This window comes from SAR202 cluster bacterium (assembly GCA_016872285.1).
GTDB lineage: Bacteria > Chloroflexota > Dehalococcoidia > Lucifugimonadales.
In genome coordinates, this window is sequence record VGZZ01000004.1 from 91,604 (window position 1) to 105,889 (window position 14,286).

The window sequence follows — 14,286 nt, forward strand, 5'->3', positions numbered from 1 at the left end:
CTTCCTTAACCTTCTTTTCAAGTCGACGTTTTCCTAGCCACCTTCTTCTCAAGCCTCTTCCCCTGAAACAGGTACTGTTGCGCGTACCCTGCGTACGGCCCAAAATACTCGTGGGCCCAGCGCACAATGTCGTCGTAATTCATCTTCTTGCCATTCAGATACCACTCGTGCATCGCCCGGCTTACCCACCGGTCGATGGGGAAAGCCTCCATCTTGTCCAGCGAGAAGGCCAGTACACAGTCGGCAATCTTCGCGCCGATACCCGGCAGCTCCTCCAGCCTCGCCCTCGCCTCCCAGTAGGGCATCGTCCGCAGCGACTCCAGATTCAGCTCCCCGTCCGCTACCTGCCGCGCCGCCACCGCCAGGTACTTGGCCCGAAAGCCCAGGGCCAGCTTCCTTAAGGCCGTCTCACCCGCATCCGCCACCTGTTGCGGCGATGGGAAGGTACTCCTGGTCTCGTCCCGCAGTGTCACCGGCGTCCCATAGGTGTTGGCGATGGACTCCATATTGTTGTGTATGCGTGGAATGTTAGAAGTGGCTGAGCATATAAACGCTACCAGACACTCCCAAGGCTCCTGCCGCAGCAGCCGCATCCCCGGATAGTGGCCTATCATTTCCGCTATCCGACTGTCTTTATTTATCCCTTGGTATATGGCGGGTAAGTCATCGTCCAGCCGAAAGTAGCTTTGCAGCATCGGCGTTAGCTTCTCAGGCTTCTCCGGCGCTGAGTACACCTCGACGCCGAAGAGGTCCTGGCGCATGTGCAGCAGATTCCCGTACACCACCCCTGAGTACCACTGCCCGTAACGCTTCCATCGATGCGCCTGCCCACTCTCCAGCGTTTCCTTGAGGTCGAAGGGGTGAGGGAATTCCAGCCTCATGCCTGTTTCCCCAGCCACTGGCTTATGTAGTCGGTCATGGATGCCATAGGCGCAGTGCGGACGCTGCACTCGGGTATCGAGTCCAGGAAGGTGCGTCCATAGCCCTTGCTGACCAGCCGCCGGTCCATAATCACCACCACACCCCTGTCCCTGCTGTTGCGTATGAGCCTGCCGAACCCCTGCCTAAACCGCAGCACCGCCTGAGGCACCGCATACTGGCTGAACGAGTCGTCATACTGCTCCGACCTGGCGGCGAATATTGGGTCCGTGGGAACGTTAAAAGGCAGCCGCACCAGCACCAGCACCTTCACCACCCCCGACGGCATATCCACCCCTTCCCAGAAGCTGCTGGCCCCGAGCAGCACCCCCTGGGGGTTATCGATGAACTGCTGCATCACCCTGTGGGGCGAGCCATCTACCCCCTGGGCAAACACTGGGTGCCCCTCCGGCTCCACGGCATCAATGAGCGACTTGCGCGCCATCCGCAGCGAAGAATGCGAGGTAAACAAGGCTAACGTGTGGCCCTTGGCCGCTCTCACTATCGATGCCAGTCCCCGTTCCAACGCTTCCTTATAGCTCCTATCCCCAGGCTCCGGCAGGTCGATGGGCAAACCCACCAGGGCCGCCTTCTTGTAGTTAAAGGGCGAGCCGACGGTAAGTTCATCGCAGTCTTCTAGGCCCAATCTCTGACGTATAAACTCGAAGCTGCCCTGGGTGCTAAGCGTAGCGCTGGTCAGTACTACCGTCTTTTTCTCATCAAAAAGCTCCTCTTTAAGTCTGGCGCCTACGTCCAGCGGCGCGGAGTGGAGCGACAGAGCGCCCTCGTTGTCCTGCGACAGCCAGTCTACCCTCTCCTCCTGCCCCTCCACGCTTAACACCGCCTCTACCTGTCCCTTGACCTCCGCCGTCTCCTCCAGCCACGCCTCAAAGTTGGACAGCAGCATATTAGCCTCGGGAGCGTCGGTCAAAGAAAGGCTTGATAGATATCTGTGCAGTTTCTCCACCCGTGTCTGCACCTCACCCAGGGCCACGCTGGCGTTGTCCCACGCCTCCTCCACCCTCGACCACGCGCCCTGGGCCCTAGCGCTGCGAGTGACCCGCACCTGAAGCCGGTCATTCAGTTCGCTGCGATGGGTCTGCATAAACTCTTCATTGGCCCCCCAAAAGCGTGCCCAGGCGTCCCGCAGCCTCGGGACAAAACCCTCGGCATCGCTCATCAAGGTCCTGAGGTCGGTCTTCTGTAGCTCTGTTAGGCTCGGCCTTCGGAGCATCAGGTTCAAGTCCGACATCCATCGAGTTAAGGTCTCCGTCTGCTCGGTGAGCCAGCCCTGCGACACCTTGAATCCAAGTTGGTCTGTAGCCTCCTCTTCCAGGTTATGGGCCTCATCCACAATCAGATGTTCATAGTGAGGTATAAGGCTGCCTCCCCTCGCCATGTCTGAAAGCAGCAGCGCGTGGTTCACCACCACTACATGCGCCCCCTCGGCCCTCTCCCTCGCCGACCGCAGAAAGCAGGCCCCTTCCCGCAAGCCTAAACACTTCCCCTTCTCCCCTGCTGAAACCTTGGCCCACATGCCGGCATCCTTCCCTGATAGGTTCATCTCTGCCTTATCGCCGGTACTCGTAGTCTGAAGCCAGACCAGGCATTTGCTCAAAAGCCGCGCCTCGTCCGTGGACAGGTTGTCGCTGCGGGACAGGGCGGCCCATCGCCTCATGCACAGATAGTTGGTGCGGCCCTTCAGGCTCGTCCCTTTGAACTCGCCCAGCGTTAGCGTGTCGCCCTTCTCCAAAGCCTGTGCCAGGGCTGGGATATCTTTTGTCAGGAGCTGCTCCTGTAGATTGATAGTGTTGGTGGAGACCACCACACGCACGCCATTCTTGACAGCGTAGAGTATGGCAGGCAGCAAATACGCCACCGACTTCCCTACCCCCGTCCCTCCTTCCACTATCACCCGTCCGCCCTCGTTAAAAGCCTTGACCACTGCCCTCATCATCGAAACCTGCTGGGGCCGGTGTTCAAAATTCGGAATCTCTCGGGCTAGAAGTCCACCCACCGAAACCATCCCCACCAGCTCCCTTTCGTCCAGCGCCTGGCGCGTTTGCGACTCCCGCAGCGGCGTCAGTCGGACCAGCCGCGCCTCCACGGCCTTCAAGTCAAAGCCGCCGAGGCCAACGCTGCTCCTCCGACTGTCCGAAACCGCTAGCAGATCCGACACTGGCCATCGCGCCCGCTCCGCCATTACCCTCACCTGGTCCAGCACCGCCGCGTCCACCTCCTCCACTCGCTTCAGCAGCGCCAGAAAAACCTCCCTGGCTATCTGGGCGTCGGCCAGCGCTCTGTGCGGCCTGTCGTGTTCTATCCCCAGCCGCTTTGACAGCAGCGACAACGAGTATTCAGGCGCGCTGGGCAGGAATAGCGATGCCAGGTCCCATGTGTCGTAGGGAGTGTTATTTAAGGTTAGGCCGTGCTTGGCCAAAAACTGGAGGTCGAAGGCGATGTTATGTCCCACCACCGGGTACGAGCCCACAAATTGCGCCAACCGGCCCGCCACCACGGCAAAGGGAGGCGCCGAGTCAACATCCTTCTGATGTATGCCCGTCAGCCTCTCGATGAATTGGGATATAGTCGTATATGGATTTACAAAGGTGCTTAAGGTTTCCAGGACTTCCGACCCACGAAACTTCACAGCCCCCACTTCTATTATTGAGTCTTGCTTGTGGTCCAGGCCGGTGGTCTCTAAATCTAAAGATACGTAGACCCTTTCCCGGGCTGGCTCCCTTTGAGAGAACAGGCTCATATCACCCCCTGACTGAAGACCCTAGCCCTTGAAGGGTTGGACCAGGCCGACCCGCAGGCCATAACCGGCGTAATATCGCCCGTTCCTCAGCGCTTCGATGAACTCCGCCTCTGAGCGGATATCGTCTAGGAACATGGTGGTGCAGCGTCCCAGCCCGTGAACAGAGTGGGCGTCGCTGCCGCCCGTAGTGTTCAATTTCAGCCGTTTGGCCACTTCCCAGGCAAAAAGGTTCTCGCTGTCTATGGTGCTGCCGTTGGCCGCCTCCACGGCGTCCACCATCTGGAACACAGGATGCTCCGTCCCCTCCTCCACATTGGTAGGAAATGGCCGGCCGTCGCGGTAGAGGTACGGCCGCGAGTTGGGACGCGGGTCGTGTATGCCGCGAAAAGGGTGGGCCGTTACCATGGCCCCGCCGCACTCCTTCACTACCCGCCTTAGTTCGCCAATCTCTGAAATCCCCGACACGTAGCTGTCCAGGCCGAAGACCAGCACGTGTCCCATATCGGTATCCACTTCCACACCTCTGATAAGCAATAGGTCATGCTTGCTGGCGAAATCGGCGAACTGATGTCTATCCCATGGCGCGTTATGCTCAGTTATACAAATACCCGGCAGTCCTAAGCGCTTTGCTTCTAGAACCATCTCCTCCGGCGTAAGACTGCTGTCGCTGCTGCCTTTGGTAGTGTGCACGTGAAGATCGATAACGGTAGCCATGGGCAGAGTTATTTTATTGTCCTCTCCAGGAAGCGTCAATTGATTGAATTATGTAAGGGTTTCCTGAATATTTTACGCGCTCCCAATGCTAGAATCGCCAAGATACACCATTCCCCACTAGAGGGAGGCTATGCAAGAGACCGTTAATTCGTTCCTCCATCACCTGGTAGTAGAAAAGGGCTTCTCTCCCAACACCCTTGAGGCCTACAGGAACGACCTGAACCAGTTCATGGAGTACGTCCGAGGCAAAGTCCCTTCCCCTAATGGCGCAGGCACCTGGTCCCAGGTCGACATGAAGCTCCTGACGGAATACGTCGTCGACCTGCGTGGAAAGAAGCGCTATCGAGACAGCACCGCGGCCCGAAAAGTGGCCGCAATCAAGTCCTTCTTTGGCTTTTTGCTGCAAGAAGGGCTGCTGGATAAAGACCCCAGCGAGAGCCTGACCGGCCCCAGGCCAGGCCGTACCTTGCCCAAGTATCTAACCGAGGATGAGGTAAATCGCCTCCTGGAAGAGACTAAAAAGGAGTCCAGCCCGGAAGGACAGCGCGACTACGCTATCCTCGAAATGTTATACGCCACCGGCCTTCGGGTGTCGGAGCTGGTGTCCCTAAATCAGGACGACCTGAACCTCCGAGAGGGTTACGTGCGTTGCATTGGCAAAGGCGCCAAAGAGCGTCTCGCCCATATTCATCCCCAGGCCGCCACAGCCCTGGAGAGCTACATCAAGACGGCCCGCCATAAGCTGCTGGGGGATTCTAAAGACAAGGCCCTTTTCCTGAACCGTCGCGGAGAGCGTCTGACGCGTCAGTGGATTTGGGCAATCTTGAAAGCGTCGGCCAGGAAAGCTAATATAAAGAAGCCCCTGACTCCACATGTTCTGCGTCATAGTTTCGCAACCCACATGCTCAGAGGAGGGGCCCCTCTAAGGCACGTTCAAGAAATGCTAGGCCATTCCAGCATTACCACCACACAGATATACACGCATTTAACAGATGAACATCTGCGCAAGGAGTACGACAGGAGTCACCCAAGGGCCTAAGCGCGCTGTCGCCCCGGCCTCAATTCCTGTCGCCTTGCGAAATCCCAGGCTATCGCCATGCGAATAGCTATGGGCAGTGACGACCGTAGCCTCCTTACCCAGAGCGTACTCGAGGATCTCCAACGACGCGGTTTCGAGGTCGAAACGTACCGAGCGTTGCGAGAGGGTTGCGATCCTAACTGGCCGGACGTCGCCTTCAGCGTCTCACGGGTGGTGGCCAGCGGCAGATGCCAGCAGGGTATCCTCTTCTGTTACACCGGCACCGGCGTTAGCATTGCCGCCAACAAGGTGCCCGGCGTCAGGGCCGCCCTCTGCTCCGACGCTGAAACCGCCAGAGGCGCCCGCCTCTGGAACGACGCCAACGTTCTGTGCCTAAGCCTGAGGCTAACCTCTCCCCAGGTAGCCAGGGAAATCTTGGACGCCTGGTTCTCTACGGAAGGTATTGACCCAACTGAAAAACCCAATATAGACAAAATCAAAAAGGCGGACGCCCTCCATGCCGGGACCGCACTGGCTGGAAGCGCCCCTCACCCATCCCAAGAGTATTAAGCCTTTAGTCTAGATACCTGGGCCATTACCTAAAGGGAGGCGAAGTTATGGCAGTAGTGACGTTGAACGGGCAGATAGGCAGCGGCGCCCTGGAAGTAGGACTTAAGACCGCCCATCTCTTAAAGGCTGACTACGTCGACCGCTTAATATTCGCTGAAGCGGCCAAGAGAATTGGGGCCACAGTCCAGGCGGTGGCAGAAAAGGAACGGGAGGTGCTAAGGCTGCGCGACCGCGTCGCCAGGTTTATGCAAAACTTGCTGGAGCGCTCCGCGATGTCAGGTGCGGGCGGCGAACCCTACTTCGGGCCTGGCATTGAGGTGATACTGTCCAGGGACTATTATACCGAAAATCCTGACGAGCCTATTACCCAGGGCCATGAGCTGGATGACGAGAAATTCATACAAGTGACCACCGCCGTCGTGAAAGACCTTGCCAAGGGCGGCAATGTAGTTATCGTAGGCCGGGGCGGCAATATGATCCTCAAGGATATGCCGGGCGTTTTGCACGTAGGCGTCGTAGCTCCCAAAGACCGTCGAATTCGTACTATAATGCAGAGAGAACATTTAGAAGCTAAAGAAGCCTCTGAATTTGTGGACCTTCATGAGGCGGCTAGAGTCTCATACTTTAACAAGTTCTTTGGAGCGCACCCGGACAGCCCCAGCTGCTATCACCTCATGATGAACATGGCGGACATCAAGACCGACACGGTAGCCCAAATCGTTGCCGATGCCGCCCGTGATATGGCCGCATAAAGCTAAAGTTTGCAAGGAGCAATCATCCATTCATGCCCAGTAGAGGACGCCGCGTTGCGGCACGACAGGCCCAGTTAAGCCGGCGAAAAAGGCGGGACCATGGCCCCGCCAGCATACCTGCGGACCAGCCTCGCTCCGCCAGCGCCACCCTGGATACGCTGGCACCGTCGCCTATTGCGCCGACAGTCGGCGCAGTGCGGGCTGAATCCAGGACTCCCCAGGCCCCACCCCGCCGCACTGAGCAGAGGCACATGGTTTACCATTACGTAGGGCCTGAGATGCGCCGCATTATCATACTTACCGGCGTAATAGTCGCCGTATTGGTGATTGCCTCCTTCCTGATCAAGTAGGTTCCCATGGCTGGATACCGGTTCGCCGAGCGGCTTCGAATAACCCCTGGGAGACCGGGCGTCTACATCATGAAAGACGCTCAGGGCAAGGTCTTATACGTTGGCAAGGCCGCCAACCTTCAAAACCGCCTGCGCTCCTATTTCCACTCCTCGACTCACGAGCCAAAGATCACCCGTATGGTGTCACGGCTGGCGGACTTTGAGTTTATTGTCGTCGACTCCGCTGCCGAGGCTCTTATCCTCGAAAACACTCTTATCAAGCGTCACAAGCCGCCCTTTAACGCCCGCCTCAAGGACGACAAGACCTATCCTTACATTAAGATAGACCGCAAGGAAGACTTCCCGCAGATATACGTCACCAGGCGCGTCGAGAACGATGGCTCCATCTGCTTCGGCCCCTTTGCCACCGCCCACAGCATTCGCAAAACGCTGGACCTGCTAAAGAAGCTCTTCCCCTACCGCTCCTGCACCAAGGTCATCACGGGTAAGGATCCCAGGCCCTGTCTCGAATACTTCATCAATAGGTGTTCCGGTCCGTGCATCGGCGCCATTAACAAAGAGGACTACCATAAGATCATAGATCAGGTCATCCTCTTCATGGAAGGCAAGACCGAGTCGGTGATGACGGACCTAAAGCAAAAGATGTCGGACCATTCCGACCGTTTGGAGTTTGAGAGGGCGGCCGCCTTGAGGGACCAGCTCAAGGCGATTGAACGAGTAGTCGAAGAGCAACGAATCAAGACGGGTTCCGTCGGCGGCGACGACATGGACGTCGTCGGGCTCGCCCAGCGCGACAACCAGGCTTCCGTCCAGGTCTTCTTCATACGCAACGGCAGGCTTACTGGTCACGAAAACTTTGTCATGGACGGCACCCAAGATGAACCGCCTGAACGGGTAATAGCCCGGTTTCTGCAGCAATATTACCTTTCCGCCACCTACGTCCCCCGGCGCATCCTCTTGCAATCCGCATCTGAGGAAGCGGAAGACATACAGTCGTGGCTTCGTCAGAAACGCCAGGGCGCGGTGTCCCTGGAAGTGCCGCAAAGGGGCGACAATCGAAAGCTGGTGCAGATGGCCTCAGAGAACGCCCAGCAGCACCTCAATCAGCTAAGGGTGAAGTGGTGGAGCAACGCTGACGCGCTTCAGGAAGCCGTGACCGAACTCCAGGAGGCCCTGGACCTGTCCGGCCCTCCCAGACGCATAGAGTGTTATGACATCTCCAACATACAGGGCACCAATTCTGTGGGGAGCATGGTGGTCTTTGAGGACGGCGCCCCTAAGCCCGCCCAATATCGCCGATTCAAAATTAAAAGCGTGCCAGGCGTAGACGACTACTCCATGATGCAGGAGATGCTTCGACGGCGGTTTAAGCGCCTCTCGGAGATGCGCGGCAAGGCAAAGGATAAGGCGCCCGATGGCGAATACTTTGAGGATAAGGACGGGCGCTGGGGTGTCGAGCCGCACCTGGTGCTAATCGATGGCGGAAAGGGCCACCTGTCGGCGGCCCTGGAGGTGTTCCTCGAGCTAGGCCTCGACTTCATACCGCTGGCCTCCATCGCCAAAGAGAACGAGGAGATATTCCTCCCTCACACGCCTGAGCCTATAATTCTGCCTAAAAGTTCGGCGGCCTTACATCTTGTCCAGCGTGTACGTGACGAGGCGCATCGGTTCGCCATCACCTACCATCGCAAGCTGCGAAGCCGCGGCAGCCTCAAGTCATCTATAGACCTGGTTACGGGCATAGGCCCCAAGCGCAAGAAGATGCTGCTGCGACGCTTTGGTTCCCTCAAGGGGATCAAAGACGCCCCTGTGGAAGACATCGCGGCGGTCCCAGGCATGACCCAGTCCCTGGCCCTACGGCTTAAGCAGACCCTCTAGTAGGCGTCTTTTAAACTCGGGGCCGCTGCCGCGTCTCATTCTCGGCGGCAGGGACTGGCGAAACAGCCACGTGGTGTCGGTACACCATCTCTCACTCAGAGCCGAATAGGAAATCCATAATTCCTATTTTCTATTCCCGTCCTCCGTAGCCCGGGTTAACACCAAAGGCGATAACTCTAAGATCGGGCCATCGCCTTCTTTTGAGACTGCCAGGTATCTCCCAGTTCTGAAAGAATGTCTTCCGGAAGCTTCTGAAGAGCCTCAAACACCTCACTCTCCTCTTCCTCTATGTGGTGTTCCAGGTTCTCTTTCATAACCACAGCCTTAGCTATAAAGGAAGCGTCATCCGGCCCCCTCTTCAACTCCTCCATAAAGAGCTTAACTACGTGATGCTCCTCCTGGGCTTCATAGAAAAGCTCTTCATCCAACTGTTTCAACTGTGGGTAAATAAGCTTCTCCTCTATCTGAGAATGGAGTGTGACTTCATCCATAATCTTGTGAACAAGCTCTTTTGCCTTCGAAGTATCGTCTTCTTTCTTCTCCTCGAACTGCTCAAACAGACCCTTTACTTCATCATGGTCCTTTTTGATCAGTTCAAGCACTTGCGGCAGCGTAGAAACTTTTGAGTTGCCGTTGGATCGCTTTGTAGCCTTCATCTTCCCCACCACCCCTTAATTGGATTCTAATTAAGCGTACTTTCTGTAAAAGTACACCAAACCGCACAGAAAGACTAATTCAACAAAGCCAAGAGTATATAGGCTGAAAGGCGTGGAGTAACAATTATGATTTTTCCCTGCTTCTTCGGCAGGCTTCTAAAAATCGACTTTTGCCACCCGTAATTTCTCTTGATTTAACTCCTTCCCTTTACGTATTCTTTCTTTGTAATCGATATCGCCATGCTTAAACTTAACATCTCGTATCCCAGCGGCATTGTGGTCTCGCTCGAATGCAGCGACCCTAATACATATCCAGACCTCATGTCGTCCTTAAAACATTACTTGACTACCGACGGCGCTACTAATGGGAGCCCGGCAGCAAGCGCTAAAGCCCCCGCTGCCCCTCCCTTAAACGGTATCCCTCAGGACCGGCAAACCTTCCCTCGGATCGCTAAAGAGGCTGTCTCGCGGGCGCCCCCTGATCCCCATGCCACAACCGGCGAGGCCCAATACAATAATCCTAAGTTTATCGACTTCTGCAAATCCCTAAACCCTGGCAGCGACATGAAACGGGTGATAGTGGTTGCCGAGGGCGCAAAACGCTTTTTGAACATGCCTCAGGTCTCCCCGGACGAATTGCAGAGCCTGCTGCATGCCTTGCAATGGCCCCAGCCTGAAAAGCTGGTGCTTACCCTTCGCAACGCGGCGCGTTCTTCGTACAGATGGCTGCAAAGGGTGCCCGGCCGCCACGGCTATTACACCGTCACGGAGCAAGGCCGCCTAGCCGTTCTACTCAAGTCTCCTGTTCTCAGTTAGGAGACCCTTCAGTAAATTTGACACCCCCCAAGCTCCGTGTTAGCTTTCGTTCTAGGCCCTTAGCTCGTTTACCCTATGAAAATCATTATCCGCAATCCTGTCAGAAGAGAAGTGCAGCTCCAGGGCAAGCGCAGAGTAATCCAACTTCTTAAAGACCTTAACCTTAGCCCTGAGTCTCATATTGTCATTAGAAATCGCGAATTGCTTACCAGTGACGAGTTCGTTAGTGATGACGACCATGTCGAGATATTGTCGGCCATCTCCGGAGGCTAGACATGCGATGTAAAAAGTGTCAAGGCAAAGCCAGCGTAGAGCTTCGACGGCACCATTCCGCCTTTTGCTCGCCCCACTACCTGGAGTTTGTCGAAAATCAGGTGGCCAGAAGCATCAAACGCCACCGAATGTTTTCTACCCACGATCGTATCTTGGTAGCGGTTTCAGGCGGCAAAGACAGCTTGGCGCTGTGGGACTTGCTGCTGAAAATGGGCTATAACGCCTCCGGGTTTCATATTCATCTAGGCATTGGAGAATATTCCAAAGTCTCCGCGGATAAGACCCGGGCCTTTGCCGGCAATAACGACGCTCCCCTAATCGAAATGAGCGTCGAGCAGACCTACGGATTGAACATACCAGACTTATCTAACGCCCTAAGACGCGTCGCTTGCTCCGGTTGCGGGCTCAATAAACGATACCTTTTCAACAAAACGGCTCTGGACAACGGCTTTACCGTTGTAGCCACAGGCCATAATCTGGATGACGAGGCGGCAACCCTTTTGGGAAACATACTGCACTGGGACACACAATCTTTGGGCAGGCAGTCGCCAGCCCTGGCCAGCACTCACGCAAAGCTGGTTAAAAAAGTAAAGCCTCTATATACCCTCACAGAAAGGGAGATGGCCAGCTATTGTTTGCTGCGCGGCATAGACTACGTAGAAGAAGAATGCCCCAATGCGGCCGGCGCTCATTCACTCTTATATAAAGACGTGCTAAATCGGATAGAAGTGGAGGCTCCAGGGAGCAAGCAGCAATTCCTTCAAGGGTTCTTGGAAAGGCTCCAACCAATACTTCAGCAGGACCAAGTGACGCTAGGGGAGTGTTCGCTATGCGGACAGCCCACTACGGCGGAAGTCTGCTCATTTTGCCGGACCTGGGACCGCGCCCTCCATGGTCGGACGCGGCTAACGGTGCGCACCACCCATGACGTTAAAGGGTTATCACAATCACCAGCAGCGTAACTGGCACCGCCAGCATTGCGTATCCTATGGCCCTCACGTTCTCTTCGAGTTGCCTTACTGATTCCGGAGGGACCTCGTACATAGTCTTTCCTAAATAATAGCTAGCCCACAGGGGAATTGCGGAACCTCGGAAAGGCGACACGGGAGAGTAGATGACTGTAGCCGTGAGTTTAAGAACCTTGCCCGGTCGAAAGACGAAGTAAAAAACTATAGCAAGTACTACTAGAAGTAAGATGCCTATTCGCCACATCTGAGCAGCCGGTCCAAATCACCTGCTACTGAGTGACAGTACTATAACAGAACTTAGAAAGCTCCATCAGCAAATTAAGCTAAAGAAAAAGGCCCTTGTAAAACTACAAGGGGCTTTAAAATCAGCTTCAGGGAGTCCTATTTGCTTGCCTTGGACTTGCCGCTATCCTTGGAAACTGCGGCTGTCTTGGACGCCTCAGCGGCATTGGCGGCGGCAGCGCCGTTAGATGACACCGCAACCTCCGCAGGAATGCTACCGGTGGTCCCAGTAGCGCCACCCGTGTAGAGATGACAGGCCACTTTATGGTCCTTGGCGGCCTCAACCAGCAACGGTATCTGTCCCTTGCAGCGTTCCATCAGCTTGGGGTCGGACAGGGCTACCGGGCATCGAGGGTGGAAGCTGCATCCCGTCGGCGGGTTAATGGGAGACGGTACTTCGCCCGGCAGGACTATCTCTTCCCGCACTACGTCCGGATGCGAGGGCAGGGCTGCCGAGAAAAGGGCCTTAGTGTACGGATGAAGCGGCTCTTTGAAGATAGCTTCCGTATTGCCGTACTCAACTATTTTGCCCAGGTACATTACAGCCGTTTGATGGGCCATATAACGAACCGTGGCCAAGTTGTGGGCGATGAGCAAGTACGCCACAGCCGTCTGCTGCTGTAAGTCCACTAGAAGGTTCATTATCTGGGCTCTAATGGACACATCCAGGGCTGAAACCGGCTCGTCCAGCAGAATGAGTTTGGGGTATGAGGACAGCCCGCTGGCTACAGCAATGCGCTGGCGCTGGCCGCCGCTGAACTCGTGGGGGAACAGGGTTCCCTGATAGGGATGCAACCCCACCATGCTGAGCAGCTCTTCAACCCTCTGCTTCACTTCTTGTTTGGTCACACGACGGTTGACCACAAGTGGCTCAGCGACGATGTCCTTAACTCTCATCCTTGGGCTTAGAGAGGACCATGGGTCCTGGAATACCGCCTGAACAGTTGCGCGGTAGTCCTTTAACTCATCACCCTTGAGCACATGGACGTTCTTGCCATATACCCTCACTTCGCCGGAGGTAGGGGTCTCCAGCCGCAGGAGAGTCTTAGCTGTGGTGGTCTTGCCGCATCCAGACTCGCCGACAAGGCCCATGGTTTCACCATCTTTAATGGTAAAACTGATTCCATCCACAGCCTTCACGTGCCCAACTGTCTTCTGGAAAAGAAGACCTTGGGTCACCGCGAAATGCTTTTTTAGATTCTCTACTTCGAGGAGGACTGGAGTGTCTCCCATATTGGATCATGCCTCCAACATGCTGCTTTGTGATCTTTACCTATCTGGTAGAAACCAGGGTACTCATCCCGGCACTTATCCTTAGCGTAAGGACATCGTGCCGCGAATCTGCACCCTATGGGAAGATTGAATAGCTGCGGAGGCTGGCCCTCAATCTGGTACAGCCTCTCCACCTTCTCTTCCATCTTGGGCACTGAGCCAATCAAAGCCTCAGTGTAAGGATGCGCGGGATTGTTGAAGATTTCCCTGACCGGACCCTCTTCAACAATTCGCCCGGCATACATCACCGCGACTCTGTCGCACATTCTCGCCACAATGCCAAAGTCATGGGTGATGAAAATGATGCTCATGCCTGTACGTGCCTGGAGGTCCTTCAAGAGCCTCAGGTACTGAAGCTGGATGGTCACATCCAGCGCCGTTGTGGGCTCGTCGGCTATAATCACCATCGGGTCGCACGCCATGGCAATGGCACCCACCACACGCTGCTTCATACCGCCGCTCATCTGATGAGGAAAGTCGTGCAGTCGTCGGTCCGGGGCGGCTACGCGGACACTGCGAAGCGCGGCCTCAGCGTCCTTGCGAAGGTCTCGCTCCTCTTCCGTCTCATCTTTTCTATGAGCCAAGGCCTCAACCAGCTGATTCCCTACGGTATAAACAGGGTTTAGCGAAGTCTGCGGGTCCTGCAAAATCATAGAAATCTTGCGCCCTCTGACGCTGCGCATCTCCTGCTCTGGTATATCAAGAATGTTCTGGCCGTCCAGAATAATCTCCCCTTCAATGATGCGCGATGCCGGCTTTGGATTAAGCCTGAGCAATGACAGAGAAGTCATTGTCTTGCCGCATCCCGACTCGCCCACAATTCCTATAGTCTCTCCTTGCCGCACGAAGAAGGAGATTCCATCCACCGCTTTCACGGTGCCCCACTTATTAAAAAAGTAGGTCTTTAGGTCCTTGACCTCAAGAACAACCTTGTCGTTGCTCTTGACGCCTTCCGACTTCTTTTTGTCAGTAGTAGTCATCTTACCGTACTGCCTGTCTCGTTCTAGGATCAAGGTTATCGCGCGTCCAGTCGCCAAGCAGGTTCAGAGAAAGCACCG

14 protein-coding genes are annotated in these 14,286 nt (G+C 55.7%); 8 read left to right on the forward strand and 6 right to left on the reverse strand.

Going from position 1 to position 14,286, the window contains the following annotated elements; genetic code table 11:
- Positions 1–17 precede the first annotated feature (17 nt).
- Genes FJ320_02645 through FJ320_02655 form a run of 3 tightly spaced genes read right to left on the reverse strand, consistent with a single transcriptional unit; the run spans position 18 to position 4,393 of the window.
- Positions 18–881 carry a DNA-3-methyladenine glycosylase 2 family protein gene (locus FJ320_02645; GenBank protein MBM3924873.1) on the reverse strand — a complete coding sequence of 288 codons (864 nt, stop codon included), beginning with the start codon at positions 879–881 and terminating at the stop codon, positions 18–20.
- Entirely contained in the window at positions 878–3,679 is a 2,802-nt protein-coding gene (locus FJ320_02650; GenBank protein MBM3924874.1) for a DEAD/DEAH box helicase, read from the reverse strand. Before FJ320_02650 ends, FJ320_02645 begins: the two co-directional genes overlap by 4 nt.
- 21 nt (positions 3,680–3,700) lie before the next feature.
- Complete coding sequence (locus FJ320_02655; GenBank protein ID MBM3924875.1) at positions 3,701–4,393, reverse strand: PHP domain-containing protein; 693 nt, start codon at positions 4,391–4,393, stop codon at positions 3,701–3,703.
- Positions 4,394–4,523: 130 nt separating this feature from the next.
- Here FJ320_02655 and xerD point away from each other — a divergent pair, with 130 nt between their 5' ends.
- Genes xerD through uvrC form a run of 5 tightly spaced genes read left to right on the forward strand, consistent with a single transcriptional unit; the run spans position 4,524 to position 8,961 of the window.
- The gene (gene xerD / locus FJ320_02660) at positions 4,524–5,432 is read left to right on the forward strand and encodes a site-specific tyrosine recombinase XerD (GenBank protein ID MBM3924876.1); all 909 of its coding nucleotides are present in this window, start codon (positions 4,524–4,526) and stop codon (positions 5,430–5,432) included.
- A 57-nt stretch (positions 5,433–5,489) separates the two neighbouring features.
- Positions 5,490–5,981 (forward strand): RpiB/LacA/LacB family sugar-phosphate isomerase, encoded by a 492-nt coding sequence (locus tag FJ320_02665; GenBank protein ID MBM3924877.1) that lies wholly within the window; start codon positions 5,490–5,492, stop codon positions 5,979–5,981.
- Between the two features lie 47 nt (positions 5,982–6,028).
- The gene (locus FJ320_02670) at positions 6,029–6,733 is read left to right on the forward strand and encodes a cytidylate kinase-like family protein (GenBank protein MBM3924878.1); all 705 of its coding nucleotides are present in this window, start codon (positions 6,029–6,031) and stop codon (positions 6,731–6,733) included.
- 32 nt (positions 6,734–6,765) lie between these two features.
- Positions 6,766–7,083 carry a hypothetical protein gene (locus tag FJ320_02675; protein MBM3924879.1) on the forward strand — a complete coding sequence of 106 codons (318 nt, stop codon included), beginning with the start codon at positions 6,766–6,768 and terminating at the stop codon, positions 7,081–7,083.
- Between the two features lie 6 nt (positions 7,084–7,089).
- The gene (gene uvrC, locus FJ320_02680; GenBank protein MBM3924880.1) at positions 7,090–8,961 is read left to right on the forward strand and encodes an excinuclease ABC subunit UvrC; all 1,872 of its coding nucleotides are present in this window, start codon (positions 7,090–7,092) and stop codon (positions 8,959–8,961) included.
- Between the two features lie 176 nt (positions 8,962–9,137).
- Here the strand turns inward: uvrC and FJ320_02685 are convergent, their stop codons facing one another.
- On the reverse strand, positions 9,138–9,617 hold the full coding sequence (locus FJ320_02685; protein MBM3924881.1) for a hemerythrin domain-containing protein: 480 nt from the start codon (positions 9,615–9,617) through the stop codon (positions 9,138–9,140).
- A gap of 564 nt (positions 9,618–10,181) precedes the next feature.
- Between FJ320_02685 and FJ320_02690 the strand changes: the two genes are divergently transcribed.
- The 3 genes from FJ320_02690 (at position 10,182) to FJ320_02700 (ending at position 11,668) form a co-directional block, all read left to right on the forward strand.
- Complete coding sequence (locus FJ320_02690; protein ID MBM3924882.1) at positions 10,182–10,433, forward strand: hypothetical protein; 252 nt, start codon at positions 10,182–10,184, stop codon at positions 10,431–10,433.
- Positions 10,434–10,508: 75 nt separating this feature from the next.
- On the forward strand, positions 10,509–10,706 hold the full coding sequence (locus FJ320_02695; protein MBM3924883.1) for a MoaD/ThiS family protein: 198 nt from the start codon (positions 10,509–10,511) through the stop codon (positions 10,704–10,706).
- Between the two features lie 2 nt (positions 10,707–10,708).
- Complete coding sequence (locus FJ320_02700; GenBank protein MBM3924884.1) at positions 10,709–11,668, forward strand: adenine nucleotide alpha hydrolase family protein; 960 nt, start codon at positions 10,709–10,711, stop codon at positions 11,666–11,668.
- Positions 11,669–12,055: 387 nt separating this feature from the next.
- Here the strand turns inward: FJ320_02700 and FJ320_02705 are convergent, their stop codons facing one another.
- Complete coding sequence (locus tag FJ320_02705) at positions 12,056–13,189, reverse strand: ATP-binding cassette domain-containing protein (GenBank protein MBM3924885.1); 1,134 nt, start codon at positions 13,187–13,189, stop codon at positions 12,056–12,058.
- Positions 13,159–14,208 (reverse strand): ABC transporter ATP-binding protein, encoded by a 1,050-nt coding sequence (locus FJ320_02710; protein ID MBM3924886.1) that lies wholly within the window; start codon positions 14,206–14,208, stop codon positions 13,159–13,161. The genes FJ320_02705 and FJ320_02710 overlap by 31 nt, the downstream gene beginning before the upstream one ends.
- Positions 14,209–14,286: the final 78 nt, after the last annotated feature.